We start from the raw sequence: 18,346 nt of genomic DNA, 5'->3' as shown, positions 1-18,346 counted from the left end.
GGAGGACTGTCTATGCAGGTCAGTGGGGCAAGTGACAGGAACCGGGGGCTGCCGTATCTGTTCGGTGGCGCCCCGTCGGATGAGTCGCCATGGTCGAACGGCCGGTGCGACACGGTGCGGAAGCTGTCGGCGAGGTACCGACTGACGCACCACCATGCGCAGCACGACGGCCCCCGCCGGAGCGGGAGCCGATCGCCCTTTCCCCCTCCCGAACTCGGGCGTACCGTGCCGAGAGGGCGTTCACCCAGGGCGCTCCCAGCGTCGGTCCGCCGACCGCGGCGTGTGTACTCCTGCGCCGAGGGGTGTCACGGCAGGCCCCGTGGTCCGGTGGCTACGAGGTGAGCTTGCCGCGGCGGATGTGGAGTATCTCGTCGCTGGCCGCGGCGACCTCCTTGGAGTGCGTGACGACGATGACGCACTTCCCGTCGTCGTGGGCCAGTGTGCGGAAGGTCTCGATGATGCCGTCGGCCGTCTCGTGGTCCACCGCGCCGGTCGGTTCGTCCGCGAAGAGGATGTCGACCTCGCAGGCCAGTGCGCGGGCGATCGCGACGCGCTGCTGCTGGCCGCCGGAGAGCTGGAGGGTGCGCCGGTGATGCTCGGCGGGTTCGACGCCGAGGAGGGTGAGCAGTTCCTCGGCCCTCTTCCGGCGGTGGCCGCCCGGTGCGCCGGTGATCTCCATGGCCGAGGTGATGTTCTGGACGGCGGTCAGGTAGGTGAGGAGGTTGAGGGACTGGAAGACCGTGGCGACATGCTTCTTGCGGTAGCGGGCCAGTCCGAGGTCCGCGATGTCGCGGCCCTGGAAGCGGACGGTGCCGGCGGTGGGGGTGTCCAGGCCGCTGGCGAGCGAGAGCAGAGTGGTCTTGCCGGACCCCGAGGGGCCGACGACCGCGTACATGCGGCCGGTTTCGAAACGGTAGTCGATGCCCTTGAGGACGGTGCGGCGGCGGTTGCCGTTCTGGTAGGTGCGCGTCAGGCCGGCGAGTTCGAGTGCGGTCCGGGTCACGGTCATTCGCCCTTCGTGAGGATGTCGCGGGGGTTCAGGCGCAGGATGCGGACCCCCGGCAGCAGGGTGGCCAGGGCGGCGATGCCCAGCCCGGTGGCACCGACCTTGGCGATGTCGGCGGGACGGAGGCGGACGTCCATGGAGGTGATGGGGTCGGGTGCGGGCATGTCGTCCTCGGCGGAGGGTTCACTGCCGATCCTCTGTGTGCCGTCGCCGGTGTCGCTGTACTCGGAAGGGCTGCCGGTGCTGTCGTTCTCGTCCTGTGCGGCGGAGGAGACCTCTTGGGCCAGGAGGGCGTTGCCGACGCTCTGGGAGAGGACCTGGCTGCCGGCCGCGGCCAGGCCGACGGCGATCAGGGCGCAGGCGGCGACTTCGAGGAGGTGCTGCCCCAGCAGCCGCGGCCGGCTTTCGCCGAGGGAGAGCAGGATGCCGAGTTCCTTGCGCCGTTCACGCAGAGAGGAGGCGACGATCAGGCCGAGGATGACGGTGCCGGCGACGGCGACGAGCCAGACGGTCAGGGTGGCGAAACCCGCGGTGCGGGTGATGGGGCCGACCATGCTCTGGTACTGCTTGTCATTGACGGTGATCGGGAAGATGTCCAGGTCGGCTCCGGCGCTCCGGGCGTCCTTCTTGAGCCGGCCGAAGTGCGCGGGGTCCTTGAGGGTGAAGGTGGCGCTGTCGAGGACGGGGTCGGCCGCCTTCTTCCCATTGAGGAGGGAGCCGCCGCCGGGGGTGGCATAGAGCTGGTTGGCGGGGTCCATCACGGCCGGGACGTAACTGCCGGAGTCGGGGGTGCTGTTCTTGTAGATACCGACGACCTTGAAGGTGTACTCGCTGGTGTTGCGCTCGTCCTCCGGCCCGGGGATCTGGCCGACCATGAGCTTGATGCTGTCGCCGGGCTCCAGACCGTTGTCCTTGGCCAGGCGCTCCTCGATGAGGATCTCGTCGTCCTTGCTGCCGGGGGTGATACCCCGCCCGTCGACGATCTCGGAGTCACCGGACCGGAAGTCCTTGCTCTGAGCGGAGTCCAGTACGCCGGAGACAGTGAAGAGGTCGGTACCCAGCCCGCCCTGGCCGTCCGGCGGAGGAACCGGCTGGTGCAGTTCGGTGCCTGCGGCGGGGTAAGCACCGCCCTCGGTGGAGTAGTTGCATTTCTCCACCACGGATGAGGCGCATATCTTCTTCACGAGGCTGCGGTGCAGGTCACCTGCTTCGCCGATCCGGCCGACCTGCTGCCCTTCGGATTCCTGCCCCTTCCCTGAATCGATCAGGCCGTTCACATCCAGCTGCATCGTGGCGATGGCCCCGATCTCTTCCTTGGCGTCCTCGGCAGCCCGGGAGGCCGCGGCCTGGATAAGGAATCCGGACAGGACCAGCGTGCAGATCACGAGGAAGAGGCCAGTGAGCATCGTGGTCTTGACCAGGCAGGTCGTCAAGCGCCACCAGGCGCGTTTGATCAGATTCATGGAGCGGGACGCTATCCGCTGCCCCTTGTGAGCCGTGTTTCCGAGATCCGATGAGGCCGGGGATGCTCATACACGACACAAATGCGGGATCTGGTAGATCTGGAAGAAGGGAGAATACGGGGACTGGAACGCCCCTGACTTCTCATTGAATTCTCATGCGGATGGCGTGGGTGACTCAACCGACCGAAAGGGTGCGGCGGATGCGGGTGCTGGTCGTCGAGGATGACCTCTTCATGGCGCAGGTGATCGATATGGGCCTGCGGCGCGAGGCCATGGCGGTCGACGTGGCGCACGACGGTGCCGCCGCCCTGGCCATGGCGGCCGTCCACGACTACGACGCCGTCGTCCTGGACCGGGATCTTCCGGTGGTCCACGGAGACGAGGTGTGCCGCCGCCTCGTCGCCCAGGGGCTGGAGTGCCGCATCCTGATGCTGACAGCCGCGGGAAGGCTCGGCGACAAGGTGCGGGGCCTGAGCCTGGGCGCCGACGACTACCTCGCCAAGCCGTTCGACTTCCCCGAACTCGTCGCCCGGCTCAGGGCCCTGTACCGGCGCGGCCCGTACGCACACCCCCCGGTCCTGGCCTTCGCCGATCTCGTCTACGACACCCACCGCCGGCATGTGCTCCGCGCCGGTACGGGGATCCAGCTGACGCCCAAGGAACTCGCGGTCCTGGAACTGCTGATGCGCGCCGACGGCGGAACGCTCTCCCCCGAAACCCTCCTGGACAAGGCGTGGGGCGCGGACACCGATCCGCTCACCAACGCCGTCCGGCTCGTCGTGCACACCCTGCGCAGAAAGCTGGGCGATCCACCCCTGATACGCACGGCCGTCGGCGCGGGCTACTACCTGGCGGCGGGATGAGCCCCCGCATCCGGGCCCTCCGCCGGAGCCGACGTCAGCGGGGACTCAGTATCCACCTACGGCTCTTCCTCGGCTTCGGAGCGGCACTGGCCGCCTGCTGCACGCTCATGGTGACCATCATCTACATCGGCATCCGCTTCCTGCCGACCTACGACTTCGGCGCTCCCCTCCCCCTCGCCGGCGCCTCGGCGCCCCCTTCCACCGAGAAGGTCTCGGAGCCGCCCTCACCCTCCCCCACTGAGATAGCGCAGAAGCGCCGCACCGTCGATGTGACCGGACTCATCCAGGACAAGGAAGACGTCTGGTCCACGGTGCTGGCCGTCTCGGCAGGTGGTCTGCTCCTGGTGACCGCCGTCGGCCTGGGAGGCGGCTGGCTCCTCTCCCGCCGGCTCCTGGCTCCTCTGCACACCATCAGCCAGGCCGCGGCACGGGCAGGCGAGGGGGACCTGTCCTACCGCATCAGCGCGAAGGGGTCGGGCGACGAGCTCAAGCAGCTCGCCGACACCCTCGACACCACCCTGGAGCGGCTGGAGGAATCCTTCGCCGCCCACCAGCGATTCGCCGCCAACGCCTCCCACGAGCTGCTCACTCCCCTGGCCACCACCCGCGCCGCCCTCCAGCTCGCCGCCGCGGACGACTCCGGCGCCTCCCTGCGCGAACTGCTGCCCCTGCTGACCCAGAGCAATGAGCGCAACATCGCCGTCGTTCAGGAACTGCTCGCCCTGGCCGCCGCCGGCCAGGCACCCCAGGACACCGAGCCCGTCGACCTCATACGACTCGCGCAGGAAGTCGCCGAGGAACTATGTGCTCCTGACGGGCCGCCCCTCACCGTCCGCGTCCCCGGCAGCGACGACCATCCGCCCTGTGCGGTGCGCGGCAATCCGACACTCCTGCGCCAGATGGTCCGCAACGTCATCGCGAACGCCGTCACCCACAACACCACCGGCCCCCATGCCTTCGTCACGATCACCCCCGGCATCGACGATCGCGGTCACGTACTCCTCGACGTCACCAACTCCGGACCCGTCCTGGACCCCGGCACCACCGACCGCCTCTTCGAGCCCTTCTACCGCGCCACCCCGCGCGTCCGCAGCCACGACGGCCATGGACTCGGCCTCGCCCTGGTCCGCTCCGTGACCCGCGCCCACGGCGGCACCGCGAGCGCCACCGCCCGGCCCGGCGGCGGCCTCACCCTGCGCATCCGGCTACCGGCCACACCTTGACCAGGGGCGGAGTCACCTACCGGGTCGGCTCTTCCCAGGGTCCGTCATCACTGACCGCAAGGCCCCGCGTGATCGCAGTACGGCTGGAGGCGGCTCTGCCCGCAGCCGCACAGCACCGCCCGGGTCTCGGCGCGCGCCCCTTGCGGTGTGTCCACGCTCAGCTCCCCGCGCACGGTCAGCTGCCCGGTGGCACTGCGGGTGATCGTGGTGGGCCGGTCGGGGGTCTCCCCCGCACCCTCCGCGAGTTCGTACTGGAGCGCGCCCGAGGGACAGCGCCGTACCACCTCGGCGAGGCGCTCGGCCGTGGCCCTGTCCGGCTGGACCCACGGTCGCTTCGTCGTGTCGAAGACCTCGGGCAGGCCATGCACGCATTCAGCGGCGTGGAGGCAGCGCTTCGCCTCGAAGGTCACCGTGATCGACTCCGCCGGGTATGTCTTCCGCTCGGTCCCGCCGCTCATGCCCGCCTACCTTCCTGCCGTGCTCGGCTTGTCAGTCAGTGACCTTGCTGCGGGACTGGTACAGCAGGTCCTGGTAGTCGGGGTGCCGGCTGATCCAGGCCGCGAAGAAGGGGCAGGTGGCCAGCACCCGCAGGTTCTGGGCGCGCGCCTCGTCGAGGGCGGTACGGACCAGCGCGGACCCGATTCCCCTGCCCTCGTACTCCGGCTCGACCTCGGTGTGCACGAAAGCGACGACTTCCTTCGTACGGATGTACTCGGCGATGCCCGCCACCTTGGACTGTCCATCGACCCGGGCCTCGTAGCGCTTCGCCTCGGGCACGTCCTTCACTTCGACGGTCATGTTTCCTCCTCAGGGGGGGGCCGATCCCGCTCGGCTCGGCTGATTCGCCTCAGCCATGCCATCACCCTACCCAACACAAGGTTGATGCATCAACTTGACCCGCGACGAGGGCGCCCATGATGCAGAGCCACCAAGGGATGCCGCCTCCGGAACTCACTCTCCCTCACCCCCACATTTGGCAAAATCGGGACACTCTCCACGCACCCAGGGAGGCGTCGATCCCTACGCCCCTCCCGGTCGCGGCCACACCAGCGGGCACGGAACCGCCACCGCCGGTAGATGAGGTATCAACGATTTCGTTAGACTGACCCCATGGACGCACCTCCGCCGCGCTGGCTCGACCCGGAGCAGAAGGCTGCCTGGGACAGCTTCATCCGGATGCAGGAGACGCTCATCGGACGGCTCTCCCGGCGCGTCCAGGCCGACTCCGGGATGTCAGCCTCCGACTACATCGTGCTCGCCAGCCTCACCGAGCGAGGCAACGGCCGGATGCGCTTCCTGGACCTGGCCAAGCTCGTGGAGTGGGAGAAGAGCCGGATGTCCCACCAGGTCACGCGGATGGCGAAGCGCGGGCTCGTGGCCAGGGAGGAGTGCCCCGACGACGGTCGCGGAGCGTTCATCGTCGCCACCCCGGCCGGTTACAGGGCCATCGAGGAAGCCGCGCCGCAGCATGTCGAGCACGTCCGCCGTCTCTTCATCGACGCCCTGACCCCGAACCAGCTCCAGACCCTCGGCCGGATCTCCCAGCGCGTCCTGGACCACATGGACAAGCACCCGGACTGACGACCCAAGCCGTCGACCGGAACGCTGAGGCGACCTGGTCGACCCGCCAGCTTCACTGGCCAGCAGCCCCGCCACGGCCCTTCAAGGTGCGCGTCGAGCGATTCGCGGCCAGCCCACTTCGCGCCATCGCGGCGCCCCAACCGGCTACACCATCGCGTCGCCGTTGGCGTGCGGTCACGCCCACCCCCACAGCCATCTAGTTGACATGTAAACCATAGAAGTGGCATGGTTTACATGTCAACTAGATCGGCGAAGGTGGTGTGGACGCGCGGGACCTGACGGGCAGCTACCTCACACAGGTCGCCCGGGGGCTGACGCCCCGCCCGGTTGTCACGGACCACGCGCCTCCGCACCCCGCGACACGACGAAAGCGTTGAGTGAAGTGGACACGAGGGATGTTGCGCACATCGAGTTCGGCATCGACAGCTTCGGCGACCGCCCCCGCGACGACCAGGGCGTGATCGTCTCCCACGCGCAGGCGATCCGTGCCGCGGTGGCCGAAGCGGTCCTCGCCGACCAGGTCGGTATCGACGTCGTCGCGTTGGGCGAGCACCACCGGCCCGAGTTCGCGATCTCCAGCCCTGAGACGGTACTGGCGGGCATCGCGACGGCCACGCGGCGCATCCGGCTCGCATCCGGCGTGACCGTACTGTCGTCGGACGACCCGGTGCGGGTGTTCCAGCGTTTCGCCACGGTCGACGCCCTCTCCGAGGGCCGCGCCGAGGTGATCCTCGGACGTGGCTCCTTCACCGAGTCGTTCCCCCTGTTCGGGTACGACCTCAAGGACTACGAGGTGCTGTTCGAGGAGAAGATCGAGCTCTTCCACCGGCTCCTGGCCGAGGGGCCGGTCACCTGGGAAGGCACCACACGCGCCGCCCTGAACGACGTGGAGGTGTACCCGAAGACCGAATCGGGGCGCCTGAGCACCTGGGTGGGGGTGGGCGGGACACCCCAGTCCGTGCTGCGGACCGCCCAGTACGGCTTCCGGCTCATGCTCGCCATCATCGGCGGCGCCCCCGACCGGTTCGCGCCCTATGTGGACCTGTACCGGCGCGCCAGTGACGAGTTCGGCACGACCGCACAGCCCGTCGGAATGCACTCACCCGGCTTCGTCGCCGCCACCGACGAAGAGGCCAAGGAACTCTTCTACCCGGGGTACAAGGAGATCCGCGACCGGATCGGGGCTCAGCGCGGCTGGCAGCCGCTCCGCCGACAGGAGTTCGACGCCGAGGTGGCCCGCGGCTCGCTCTACGTCGGCTCGGTCGAGACGGTCGCGGCCAAGATCGCCCATGCCGTCCAGGTGCTCGACGCGGGCCGGTTCGACCTGATCTACTCCGCCGCGGGCACCGTGGCGGCCTCCGCCCGACTGCGTTCGGTCGAGCTGTACGGCACCCAGGTCATCCCCCGAGTCCGCGAGCTGCTGGCCGAGCAGCCCTCGGCCTCGGCGGGAGCGGCGCGATGACCAGCGCTGTCACCACGGTCGGGATCTTGGGAGCGGGGAAGGTCGGCACCGTCCTGGCCCGTCTGGCGGTCGCCGCCGGGTATCGCGTCCTGATCTCCGGGTCCGGTGACCCGTCCAGGATCGCGCTCACCACCGAGGTCCTGACCCCGGGAGCGACCGCGGTATGGCCGGAGCAGGCCGCGGATGCCTCCGATGTCGTCGTCCTGGCTCTCCCGCTCGGCCGACACCGGGAGCTGCCCGCTCCGAAGCTGGACGGGAAGCTGGTCATCGACGCGATGAACCACTGGTGGGAGGTCGACGGTCCGCGTGACACGATCCTCCCGCCCGACCTCTCGTCCAGTGAGATCGTCCAGCGGTTCCTGACGGGCGCGCGGGTCGTGAAGGCCCTCAACCACATGGGCTATCACGACCTGGAGGACGGGGCGCGTCCGGCCGGTGCCCCCGGCCGCAAGGCCATCGCCGTCGCGGGTGACTCCCCCGAGGATCTCGCCGTCGTGTCCGCGCTGATCGACAGTCTCGGATTCGACCCCCTGACCATCGGCGGCCTCGCGGCGGGCATCCGCCTCGAACCCGGGACCCCCGCCTTCGGTGCCAACGTCGACGCCGACCAGCTCCGCGCTCTCACCACCACCCCCGCACCGGCGGAGGCGGAACGGTCCGAGCACATGTGACAGGTGGACGGGCAGGGCAGCAGGGAAGCACCCCGGCGGTCACTTCCCCTGCCCCCGCTCGGTAGGAGCGCGTATCAGGGCGGACGACGTGTCATGGTGATCATCACCTGACGATCGCAACGATGCCTGGAGGACGACTTGCGGCCCATCATTCCCGACTATCTGGCCGAGGTACTGAGTGGCGTGGAGCCGGACACGTCCGGAGCGCTGGCCGACTACATCCCGCAACTCGCAGCGGCGGACCCCGAGCGCCTCGGCGCGGCCTTCGCCATGCTCGACGGCGCGGTCTACGGTGCCGGTGACATCGATATCGAGTTCACCATCCAATCGATCTCCAAGCCCTTCATCTACGCCCTGGCCCTGTCCGATCGCGGATTCGGCCCCGTGCTCGCCAAAGTCGGTGTGGAACCGTCCGGGGAGGCGTTCAACGAGATCTCCCTCGAAAGCGACACAGGGCGCCCGCTCAACCCGATGATCAACGCCGGTGCGATCACCGCGCACTCATTGGCCGGCGCGGAGGGTCTGGCCCCGGCGGACCGGGTGGAACGTGTCGTCGACGGGCTCTCGGCGTTCGCCGGTCGTCGTCTGACGGTGGATGAGTCGGTGTGTGCGTCGGAGATGGAGCACGCGCACCGCAACCTCGCCATCGCCCATATGCTCCGCAGTCATGACATCCTCACCGAGGACCCGAGAGCCGTCGTGGACGGCTACACCCGCCAGTGTTCGGTGCTCGTCACCACCCGCGATCTGGCCATGATGGCCGCGACGTTGGCCAACCGTGGGACGAACCCCCTCTCCGGTGAGCAGGTGGTGTCGGAGACGGTGGTGCGTCAGGTGCTGAGCGTGATGTTCAGCTGCGGAATGTACGACGCCGCCGGTGACTGGGCGACGCAGGTCGGTATTCCGGCGAAGAGCGGGGTGGCCGGGGGCCTGATCGGCGCGCTCCCCGGTCAGATCGGCATGGCGACGTTCTCGCCACGGCTGGATCGTCATGGGAACAGCGTTCGCGGGGTGTCACTGTTCGAGCGCTTCTCCTCGGACATGGGTCTGCATGTGATGGAGGTCCCCGCCACCGGACGGGCCGTCGTGCGCTCCCACCATGTCGTGGGCAGCGGACCGAACGCCCTCCGGGTCCTGGAACTGCAAGGTGGCATCGGCTTCGCCGGAGCCGAGCGGGCCATACAGGAAGCCATGGCCATTCCGCCTGGGGACATCAGGGTCGCCCTCGACCTGACCAGGGTCCACGCGATCGACGACGTGGCACGGCGCGTACTGCTGGAGGTCGCCCGTCGACTGACGCTGACGGGGCACGAGGTCTACCTCATCGACCCGGAATCGGTGATGCCGGACCCCGATCCCGGCGACGGCGGCCGGATCACTGTGGTGGACACCGTGGAGTACGCCGACCTCCAGGCCACGGAAGCGGCACAGGGACAGGGCGGTTGACCGCCCGGACTGCCATACGCGCTCCACCATCGGGCCGACCCAGAACGGCGATCGGCGCGGGACCGGTCGCCCTGGCCCGCGCCCAGCGCGCGCACCGCCCGGGTGCTCGGGGCCTACGCCCCCCACGGCCACACACCGACAACACACAGGGCACGACGCTCGTCTCGTCGGCCAGAACGGACAGAGAACATGGGTCACCTCACCGTCGGCACGGAGAACAGCACACCGGTCGAGCTGTACTACGAGGACCAGGGTTCCGGGCAGCCGGTCGTCCTGATCCACGGCTACCCCCTGAACGGCCACAGCTGGGAACGGCAGACACGCGAACTGCTCTCCCAGGGCTACCGGGTCATCACCTACGACCGACGTGGCTTCGGCCAGTCGTCAAAGGTGAACTCCGGTTACGACTACGACACCTTCGCCGCCGACCTCAACACCCTCCTGGAGACCCTCGACCTCCGAGAGGTCATCCTCGTCGGCTTCTCCATGGGCACCGGCGAACTCGCCCGCTATGTACGCCGCTACGGTCATGAGCGGGTCGCGAAGCTCGCCTTCCTCGCCTCGCTGGAGCCGTTCCTCGTCGCCCGCGACGACAACCCCGACGGGGTGCCGCAGGAGGTCTTCGACGGCATCGCCGCGACCGCGCGGGCGGATCGGTACGCCTGGTTCAAGCAGTTCTACGCCGACTTCTACAACCTCGACGACAACCTCGGCACGCGTATCAGCGAGGAGGCCGTGACGGGCAGTTGGAACGTAGCGATCGGCAGCGCCCCGGTGGCCGCGTGCGCCGTGGTACCGGCGTGGATCGAGGACTTCCGTCCCGACGTCGAGGCGGTCCGCGCGAGCGGCAAGCCCGCGCTGATCCTGCACGGGACCAAGGACAACATCCTCCCGATCGACGCCACCGGGCGCCGATTCCACAAGGCGTTCCCCGAGGCCGACTACATCGAGGTCGAAGGAGCGCCGCACGGCCTGCTCTGGACCCACGCCGACGAGGTCAACACCGCGCTGCGGGACTTCCTCGCGAAGTGACGGCGGTGGACGGCTGACTGTTCCTCCGACTGCGGCTCGCATGACCTGATGACGCGGATCGATCCACGTCATCGACGCCGGAGAGGGGCGTAGGTAGGGCGCCGAACTGGTGGTGTGGCGCCCCCTGCGCCCCAGCGGATCCACCCCGGATTCGGCGGACCGTTCCCGTCGAGTCCTCAGCGGTGCCAGCCGTAGCCGATCCGGGTGGGGATGTCAGGCCCCGCTCTCGGTGGGCGTGGCCAGGAGCTGCATCTCCCAGGCGAAGGCCACACCGCTGGCACCGCCGTGCTGCGCCTGGACCTCGGCGGCGCCCTGCACGGTCTCCTCCCGGGCCCAGTCGCGCTGCCACTCCCCCAGTATGGCCATCCAGGTGATCGGGACCACCCCGGCCTGGATCATGCGCTGTACCGCCATGTCGTGCGCCTCTTTGGAGACACCGCCCGACGCGTCGGTCACCACGAACACCTCGAAGCCCTCACCCGCCGCCTGTATCGCCGGCATGGCCACACAGATCTCCGTCCAGAGACCGGCGAGGATCAGCTTGTTGCGTCCCGTCGCCTTGACGGCGTCCACGACACGTTCGTCCTGCCAGGTGTTGATGAAGGTCCTGTTGATCGGCTTCTGCTCCGGGTACACATCCTGAAGCCCCTGGACGAGAAGGCCGCCGCGTTCCTCCAGGACGGTCGTCAGAATCGTCGGAACGTCGAACACCTTGGCGGCCTTGGCGAGCCCGACGACGTTGTTGATCACCATCGTCGGCTCGTGACTGTGCAGGTTGGCGACCTGGAACGGCTGGTGGTCGATCAGGACGACCACGCTCTCCTCGGGCGTCAGCAGCGCGCCGAGTCCGGCCTTGTTCTCAGTACTCACAGGATTGCCCTTCTGGAGCTTCGCGTCCGCGGGTCCCCGGCCGTGCGACGACCTCTCGGTGTCGGAGGACTGAGCCATGCATGGGCTCATCGACCGGCGACCCCCATCGTTTGGTTGATGTGTCATCCACGCTAGATGTCGATGGATGACACGTCAACCAGCATCTGGGTCGGACAGCGAAGCCATAGGCAGGCTCCTTGAGGGGCCGTCACGGCCAAATACCGCGAGTGGTGGAGCCCGATGGGTCCCGGGCATCGCGCGGTGGCGCTGGGCCCTGCCGCCCATGCTGCTCTGGATACGTGCCTGCTCCGGCGCGGCAACGCGCCCTACCTACCGGCCCCGGCACTCCCACCGACCGACCACCAGGAATCGTGCCCGGCCGGGGGAACACGAGCACCAGGAACCGCCCCGGGCCAGGGGGACACGACCGCCAGGAACCGCCCCCGGCCAGGGAAACACGACCACCAAGACCGGCAAGGCCCGCCCGCCAGCGGCGGAGCTACTCCCGCCCACCGTCCAGAAGGCGGACCCTGCATCCCAGAATGGGCAGAACAGCGAGTCTCTACCGACGCAGACCGCGACGATCAGCGAGCAACTTCGAAATGCCCCTGCCCAAACGTGGCGGGCGTGCACATCAAGGTCATGTAGCACAGCGCTTCCGCGGCGGTCGCGCCCGGCGTCCGGAACTCGGTGATCGGCGTCATCCGCAGCATCAGGGAGGCGAGTTCATCCAGCATCACGGGGACATCGCCACCGTACGGGCCGGTCATGTCCGGCGTTCCCGGCCCGGCCGGAGATCCCCAGTACGAGGTGAGCCATCGGCGGACCGCCTCGCGAGCGAGGCCGCCGTCCTCGCAACCATGGGTCAGTAGTACCTCGACGGCCGCGTCCGCGAGCGTGGCCAGCAGGTCGGTGTGCCCGGTCACGTCGGTTCGCCGAGCGATGTTTTGGGCCAGTTCGATGGCCCAGCGTGTGGGGCTCGGGCGGCGGCCGGTGGCGGGAATGCTGCGATCGGCCTTCGGGCACGGCTCTCCACGCAGCCACCGGCCGACCGTGCTCTCCATGCTGTCCCACACCGGGCCGCTGTCCTCGGTACGGATGCGGGACATCTCGGAGAGGGCCCGTTCGACGGCGCGGTGCATGTCCGCTGGATTTGTCAGGAGTTCGGTCAGGGCTTGGGCGTTGCGGGCGGGATAGCCGCATCGCTCCAGAAAGGAGGCGTAAGCGATGTTCACGCAGTTGAGCATCCGTACATGGCCGGCGTTCCGGGAGGCGAATCCCCGCCTCAGCCACATGGCCACGGTCTGTTCGTAGCACCGGTCGGGATCGGTGCAGTCGGCATTCCGGTGTACCCGCGCCGAGTTGGACCATTCCCCGGTTTCGGTGTCGCTGTACACATCGTAGGCGTCATTCACGAACCGGGTGAGCGCGTAAAGTCCGAGAGAGTTCGGATTGGCCTCTCGCTGTGCGTGGCCCGCGTAGCCGGACCATCCGGTGTCGGCGACTTGCACGATCAGCCACTCGGTGGCGGTGCAGCCAGGTGAGACAGCAACGGATGCCGCGAATTCCGTGAGGTCGGGAGAGACATGGTTCTTGGCCGCCTGGAATGCCATCGAGCTGGTGAACTCGCGCACCGGAGGACAGTCGGCGCAGTCACTCAGGTCCCCGACTTCCTTGCTGAGGCTGTCGTCCTGGTAGTCGATGGCGGTTGCGCACGCCGCTCTGTAGCCGTCGATGACATGAGCGGGGTCTATGTCGCCCGCCCAGGTGGGGGGCACCAGCCAGGCCATGACGGCAAGCCGGCTCTGGAGGACGTCGCCGAGGAACTGGAGGCCGCCGCTGATCAGGCCGAGGCCGGTGGGTGCCGGTGGGTCAAGGTCGATCCGCCGAGATCCGCGCAGTGCCCCGGGGGTGGAGGGGCGGCCTTCCGGGGCGTGATCGCGTATGTGGGCGACGATGCCCGGGAGCAGACGAACGGCGATCGTCTCGGACAAGACCGCGCATCCTGCCAGTGTCGTGAAATCCGCGCCCTCGCCGGCATAGGCGAATGCTTCGCTCAGGGATTCCTCGAATGCCAAGGCGTCTTCGTCCGACCCAGTGGCAGGAGGCAGGCTGAATCCTGGCATGGTCGTACCGGCCCAGGGAGCCAGAATCGAGGCGATTTCCGGAGGAAGATCCGAAAGTCCCGCCACGGTATCCGGGGAAGAATTCTCCGTGGGCGGCGACGGGAAGTGCTCCTGCCCATCGGGTATTCGGTCCTCACGGGTGCGGTCCAGCAATGCCTTCCATGGCGGCTCGATCATTCAGTCTCCGTCTTGATTGGTCATCGCAGGGCTCGGCCCGGCTAGGGAAGATCACAAGCCGGGCCTCCCGGCAAGTCTCCCCCGCTCCCCTCATGCTCAAGCGGCTCTCACCCAACTTCCGCTGCCACAGTGATTGTTCAGCCAGTAACAGCCCGTTGCCGTGCACGCTCCGGCGAGGCTGAATTCGCTCCGGTCTTGCAGCCGCGCCGCATCCGGATTTTTTCGGCAACACACGGATTGATATGCGTGTCTGGCCTGTGCGCAGCCGATGTACCCGGCTCCAGTTTTCGTCCGCCGCCCACCTCATCGGGGATCTGATCCGTCTCCTCGGAAGATGACCGGAAACAGTGCGAGCGCTGCGTGTGCGTCGACATCGACGACAGGGCGGGATGGACGGCGTATCCGACCGCGGCCCAGGCGCGGGAAGACGACAACCACGGTGGGCAACGCCCCCCTTCCGACCGAAACGCATGTGCCCGACCACCCGGCGTGGGTCGTTGGGCCCGGCAGTACCGACACCTCGAGGAGGAACGATCGTGAAAGCGAGCCGCGCGGCGAAGGACGGAGCGAGTCCAGGGCGGGCCGGGGACATCCCGGTCTCGGACGCGGAACAGGAGCTGTACGGGGGACGGTTGCGCTATGACCAGTCCTACGTCCGGCACGAAGGCCCCCTGCTGCGGCTGTCGTTCGGGCATATGGCGGGCGCGCTCCCCCGTATGGCGGCCATGGTCCTGCGGACCGGCTGGCGCACGGACCGGCGGGCGATGGCCGGTGTCGTGACCGCGCAGCTCGGCCAGGGCGTGATGTCCGCGTGGGGGCTGATCGCGGTCAACAGCGTGCTCACCGAACTGTTCGCGGGCGGCCCGACCGCCAACCGGCTGCGTGAGGCGCTGCCGTCGCTGCTGGTGCTGGGCGCGGCGGCGGCGGGCGGGGCTCTGCTGGCGGCGTGGTCGACGGCGATGTCGGGGCGGCTGGAGCCGCAGGTGGAGCGGGCGGTGACCGGGCGCTACTACGCGGCGGTGACCCGCGTCGAGGTCGAGGCGAGCGAGCGGCCGGAGATCCAGCGGGTCCTGGAGGCGGGCCGCTTCGGCACCGACTCGGCACGCGGAATGCTCCGTCTGTCGGTGGGGGTGGCCGGTGTGGTGATCGCGATGGCCGCCGCCGCGGCGGTCCTGGTGTCCCTGCACTGGACGCTGCTGCCCATGCTGCTCGCGATCGCCCTGCCCAAGGGGTGGGGTGCGGTGCTGTCGGCGCGCCGTGAGTACGTCTCGCGGCTGAACTGGGTGGATCACCGGCGGGCCATCGCCTCGCTGCTGGCCTATCTCACCCGCCCGCACGCCGCCGGGGAGATCCGCGTCCACGCCGCCGGGACGAAACTGCTGCACAGCTACGAGGAGATGTCCCGGCAGAGCGAGACGGAGCAGCGGCGCCTCGCCCGCGCCCAGGCCCTCACCGATCTGTGGGCGGGCGCGCTGGCCGGTGTGGCGTCGCTGGCCTGTTACGGACTGCTGTGGTGGCTGCTGGCGGGCGGAGCGCTCCCGCTCGCCGTCGGCGGGACCGCCGTCATCGCGATCCGCACCTCGACCGCCCGCCTCACCTCGCTCGTCCAGCAGGTGAACCGTCTCTACGAGGAACTCCTCCTGCTCACCGACACCGAGGCCGCCATCGAACTCGCCGCCCAGCACGCCATCCCCGACGCGGGCACCCCGCTGCCCGACCGCGTGGACCGGCTCCGGGTCCGGGACGTGTCCTTCACCTACCCGGGGGCCGACGTACCGGCCCTCGACCACGTCGACCTCACGGTGCGCCGGGGACAGGTCACCGCCTTGGTCGGTGCCAACGGCTCCGGCAAGACCACCCTCACCAAGATTCTCTCCGGACTGCTGCTGCCCGGCCAGGGACATGTGTGGTGGGAGGACACGAACGGCACCCGCACCGAACTGCGTGACGCCCATCGCGCGGCCGTGTTCGCCTCGACCGGTCTGCTCGCGCAGGACTTTCCCCGCTGGGAGATGACCGCCGCCGCCAATGTCGCCATCGGCGCCGGGGACCGCCCCCGTGACATGGACCGCGTCCGCGACGCCTCCCGCACCAGCGGCATCCACGACCACATCGAGCGACTCCCCCACGCCTGGGACTCGATCGTCTTCAAGGGCTACGAGCGGGGCGTCCAGCTCTCCGGCGGACAGTGGCAGAAGCTCGGCACCGCCCGCAGTCTCTACCGTGACGCGCCGTTCCTCCTCGTCGACGAACCCACGTCCGCGCTCGACCCGCACGCCGAGATCGCCGCGTTCGGCAGCCTGTGGTCACTCGCCGCCGAAGGACACGCCGTCGTCCTCGTCACCCATCGCCTCGCCGCGACGGCGAACGCCGACCGGATCTACGTCATGGCCGCGGGCCGCGTCGCCGAACAGGGCACCCACGACGACCTCATGGCCATCGAAGGGGGCGTGTACCGGAACATGTTCCTGGCCCAGGCCAGCCAGTACGGGATCACCGACATGCCCGTGCCCGCACCTCGCCGCCCCGCCCCCATCGAGGAAGACCGCAGGTGAGGGCCCGACACGCCTTCCTCACCCGGGCGGACTCCGCCCCCGACGCTCAGTGCGGCGCGTCCTGCGGACCGCCCAGTTCGCCGATGAGACGCCGGTAGGTCTCGAAGGCCGGTTTGGGGGTGTAGTCGTCGCGCAGCAGGCCGAAGTGGTGGAAGATCCCTTCGGCGGTGCTGTCGGCGTCGCGCAGGGCGAAGAACGAGTATCCATCGATGTTCAGGTCCACGGAGTGGGCGGCGACGGTCCGCACGACGGTTTCGAGCACCGCGGCCTGGCGCTTCTCGCCGCGGCCCGGACCGGTGGGCCAGCCGTTCTCACAGACACGGATCGCGACCCTGCCGGGGATCCCGGCCCTCGGCAGGTCGGTGTGCCGGAACGCGGTGAGGACGGTGGCGACCGCATCCGCCAACTGGTCGGCGGCGAGGGGGCGGAACACGTCCGGGAAGAAGTCCAGGCCGACGTAGTCCAGGCTCCGCCGGAAGCGGTCGTCGGCCAGAGCGCCGAGGTCGGACCAGAAGGTGTCGGCCGGGTCGAAGGTCGGTACGGCGTTGAAGCCGACCGCCACACCGCGCCCCAGGGCGCTGGCCTCCCGCTTGGCCTCGACGACCCCCTCGACGAGCGCGTTCAGAACATTCGGTGTGCTGCCGTCGACCGGCGGCAGGTCGGCATTGGGCTCTTCGCAGATCTGGACGGATGCCAGCTCCGGCCCAGCGCTCCGGACGGCCTCACGGACGAACTCCCGCCATCCTCGCAACTCACCGGTCGGCTCCCGGAATTGCAGCACCAGGTCCAGCTTGCGACCCCGTTGGAGATACGTCGTGGGATCGGCGGGCGTGGGCGGCTCGGGCGTCTCCGTGGCGGCGAACGAGCGGTAGGCACGCACGGACAGCGTCGCCGTGTCGCCTTGCAGCGTGTCCAGCGCCTCGGTGATGCGGTCCGGCACGTCCGGGCGGACTGGATGGACGATGCCCTGGTCATCGCCCAAGATCCCGCCGGGATAGATGCCGAAGAACAGGCTCATGCTTACCCCACCCCATAATATTGGTGTCACTCCAACTTTGCAGTGACACTAACATCTGGGCATGGGCCTACGAGAGACCAAGAAGCAGCGGACCCGCACGGCGATCGCCGACGCGGCCCTGCCCCTGTTCCTGGAACACGGCTTCGACCAGGTCACGGTCGCCGAGGTGGCACGACACGCAGGTGTCTCCACCAACACCGTGTTCAACTACTTCGCCACCAAGGAAGACCTCTTCTTCGATCGCCAGGCAGAAGCGGAGCGCCACCTCGCCACCCTCGTACACGACCGTGCCCCCGGCGTCTGCCCGGTGGAGGCCGTCCGCGACGACCTCCTGACCGCCCTGCGGCACAACGACCCCGCACTCGGGCTCCACCCCGACGCGCCCCGGTTCTGGCAGGTCATCCACGACAGCGCCGCCCTGCGCGCACGCGAACGCGAGATCGGCGAACGCGCCGAGGCGGCGCTGGCGACCGCCCTGGCCGAACACCCGCCGCACCAGGGCGACCCCCCGATGCCCACGCTCCTCGCCGGAGCCCTCGCCGGTACCCACCGGGCCGCCCTGCACGAACTGCAACGACGCGTCCTGTCCGGCGCACCACGCGCCCACGCCCGCGACAGCGTCGCCGCGGCGGCAGCCCGAGCATTCGACATGCTCTGCTCCGGACTCCACACCGACGCCGACCAGACGTCGAAGGGACCACGACCCTCTCAGTAGACCCCGCCGAGCAGGCGTCGAATGGGCCACGGCTCCCTCAGTAGACCCCGCCGCCCAGACACCGCAGGGGCCACGACCCCCTCAGCAGACCCCGCCGCCCAGACACCGCAGGGGCCACGACCCCCTCAGCAGACCCCG

The 18,346-nt window shown here is 69.0% G+C and carries 16 protein-coding genes; 9 read left to right on the top strand and 7 right to left on the bottom strand.

Translation table 11 applies throughout. From position 1 onward, the window contains the following. Window positions 1-331: 331 nt before the first annotated feature. Window positions 332-1,009: an ABC transporter ATP-binding protein gene (locus AB0D49_RS29665; protein ID WP_362762979.1), complete on the bottom strand. Its 678-nt coding sequence runs from the start codon at window positions 1,007-1,009 to the stop codon at window positions 332-334. Beyond that, window positions 1,006-2,469 (bottom strand): ABC transporter permease, encoded by a 1,464-nt coding sequence (locus tag AB0D49_RS29660; RefSeq protein ID WP_362762976.1) that lies wholly within the window; start codon window positions 2,467-2,469, stop codon window positions 1,006-1,008. Before AB0D49_RS29660 ends, AB0D49_RS29665 begins: the two co-directional genes overlap by 4 nt. A 200-nt stretch (window positions 2,470-2,669) precedes the next feature. Here AB0D49_RS29660 and AB0D49_RS29655 point away from each other — a divergent pair, with 200 nt between their 5' ends. Both AB0D49_RS29655 and AB0D49_RS29650 read left to right on the top strand, forming a co-directional pair. Then, window positions 2,670-3,332 carry a response regulator transcription factor gene (locus tag AB0D49_RS29655; protein ID WP_362763144.1) on the top strand — a complete coding sequence of 221 codons (663 nt, stop codon included), beginning with the start codon at window positions 2,670-2,672 and terminating at the stop codon, window positions 3,330-3,332. Next, window positions 3,329-4,555 carry a HAMP domain-containing sensor histidine kinase gene (locus AB0D49_RS29650; RefSeq protein ID WP_362762973.1) on the top strand — a complete coding sequence of 409 codons (1,227 nt, stop codon included), beginning with the start codon at window positions 3,329-3,331 and terminating at the stop codon, window positions 4,553-4,555. Before AB0D49_RS29655 ends, AB0D49_RS29650 begins: the two co-directional genes overlap by 4 nt. Before the next feature lie 47 nt (window positions 4,556-4,602). Here the strand turns inward: AB0D49_RS29650 and AB0D49_RS29645 are convergent, their stop codons facing one another. Both AB0D49_RS29645 and AB0D49_RS29640 read right to left on the bottom strand, forming a co-directional pair. Next, complete coding sequence (locus AB0D49_RS29645) at window positions 4,603-5,013, bottom strand: (4Fe-4S)-binding protein (RefSeq protein ID WP_362762970.1); 411 nt, start codon at window positions 5,011-5,013, stop codon at window positions 4,603-4,605. Window positions 5,014-5,044: 31 nt separating this feature from the next. Continuing rightward, window positions 5,045-5,353, bottom strand: coding sequence for a GNAT family N-acetyltransferase (locus AB0D49_RS29640; protein ID WP_362762967.1), 309 nt, complete (start codon window positions 5,351-5,353; stop codon window positions 5,045-5,047). Window positions 5,354-5,665: 312 nt separating this feature from the next. On the opposite strand from AB0D49_RS29640, the gene AB0D49_RS29635 reads away from it, so the two are divergent. The 5 genes from AB0D49_RS29635 (at window position 5,666) to AB0D49_RS29615 (ending at window position 10,747) form a co-directional block, all read left to right on the top strand. After that, on the top strand, window positions 5,666-6,136 hold the full coding sequence (locus AB0D49_RS29635; RefSeq protein WP_362762964.1) for a MarR family transcriptional regulator: 471 nt from the start codon (window positions 5,666-5,668) through the stop codon (window positions 6,134-6,136). Window positions 6,137-6,509: 373 nt separating this feature from the next. Continuing rightward, entirely contained in the window at window positions 6,510-7,598 is a 1,089-nt protein-coding gene (locus AB0D49_RS29630) for an LLM class flavin-dependent oxidoreductase (RefSeq protein ID WP_362762961.1), read from the top strand. Further along, on the top strand, window positions 7,595-8,269 hold the full coding sequence (locus AB0D49_RS29625) for an NADPH-dependent F420 reductase (RefSeq protein WP_362762958.1): 675 nt from the start codon (window positions 7,595-7,597) through the stop codon (window positions 8,267-8,269). Before AB0D49_RS29630 ends, AB0D49_RS29625 begins: the two co-directional genes overlap by 4 nt. Window positions 8,270-8,407: 138 nt before the next feature. Continuing rightward, window positions 8,408-9,715, top strand: a complete 1,308-nt coding sequence (locus AB0D49_RS29620) for a glutaminase (protein WP_362762955.1) — start codon at window positions 8,408-8,410, stop codon at window positions 9,713-9,715. A 189-nt stretch (window positions 9,716-9,904) separates the two neighbouring features. Beyond that, on the top strand, window positions 9,905-10,747 hold the full coding sequence (locus AB0D49_RS29615; protein ID WP_362762952.1) for an alpha/beta hydrolase: 843 nt from the start codon (window positions 9,905-9,907) through the stop codon (window positions 10,745-10,747). A gap of 213 nt (window positions 10,748-10,960) precedes the next feature. On the opposite strand, the gene AB0D49_RS29610 is transcribed toward AB0D49_RS29615, so the two are convergent. Both AB0D49_RS29610 and AB0D49_RS29605 read right to left on the bottom strand, forming a co-directional pair. Next, entirely contained in the window at window positions 10,961-11,617 is a 657-nt protein-coding gene (locus AB0D49_RS29610; RefSeq protein ID WP_362763141.1) for a hydrolase, read from the bottom strand. A gap of 584 nt (window positions 11,618-12,201) precedes the next feature. After that, window positions 12,202-13,920: a hypothetical protein gene (locus AB0D49_RS29605; RefSeq protein ID WP_362762949.1), complete on the bottom strand. Its 1,719-nt coding sequence runs from the start codon at window positions 13,918-13,920 to the stop codon at window positions 12,202-12,204. Window positions 13,921-14,456: 536 nt separating this feature from the next. Here AB0D49_RS29605 and AB0D49_RS29600 point away from each other — a divergent pair. Beyond that, window positions 14,457-16,475 carry an ABC transporter ATP-binding protein gene (locus tag AB0D49_RS29600; RefSeq protein ID WP_362762946.1) on the top strand — a complete coding sequence of 673 codons (2,019 nt, stop codon included), beginning with the start codon at window positions 14,457-14,459 and terminating at the stop codon, window positions 16,473-16,475. 46 nt (window positions 16,476-16,521) lie between these two features. Here the strand turns inward: AB0D49_RS29600 and AB0D49_RS29595 are convergent, their stop codons facing one another. Beyond that, complete coding sequence (locus AB0D49_RS29595) at window positions 16,522-17,493, bottom strand: hypothetical protein (RefSeq protein ID WP_362762942.1); 972 nt, start codon at window positions 17,491-17,493, stop codon at window positions 16,522-16,524. A gap of 61 nt (window positions 17,494-17,554) precedes the next feature. Between AB0D49_RS29595 and AB0D49_RS29590 the strand changes: the two genes are divergently transcribed. Then, window positions 17,555-18,208 carry a helix-turn-helix domain-containing protein gene (locus tag AB0D49_RS29590; protein WP_362762939.1) on the top strand — a complete coding sequence of 218 codons (654 nt, stop codon included), beginning with the start codon at window positions 17,555-17,557 and terminating at the stop codon, window positions 18,206-18,208. Window positions 18,209-18,346: the final 138 nt, after the last annotated feature.

Origin of the sequence: Streptomyces sp. NPDC048290, from assembly GCF_040652095.1 — a bacterium.
GTDB lineage: Bacteria > Actinomycetota > Actinomycetes > Streptomycetales > Streptomycetaceae > Streptomyces.
This window is presented reverse-complemented; position numbering and strand designations above follow the sequence as displayed.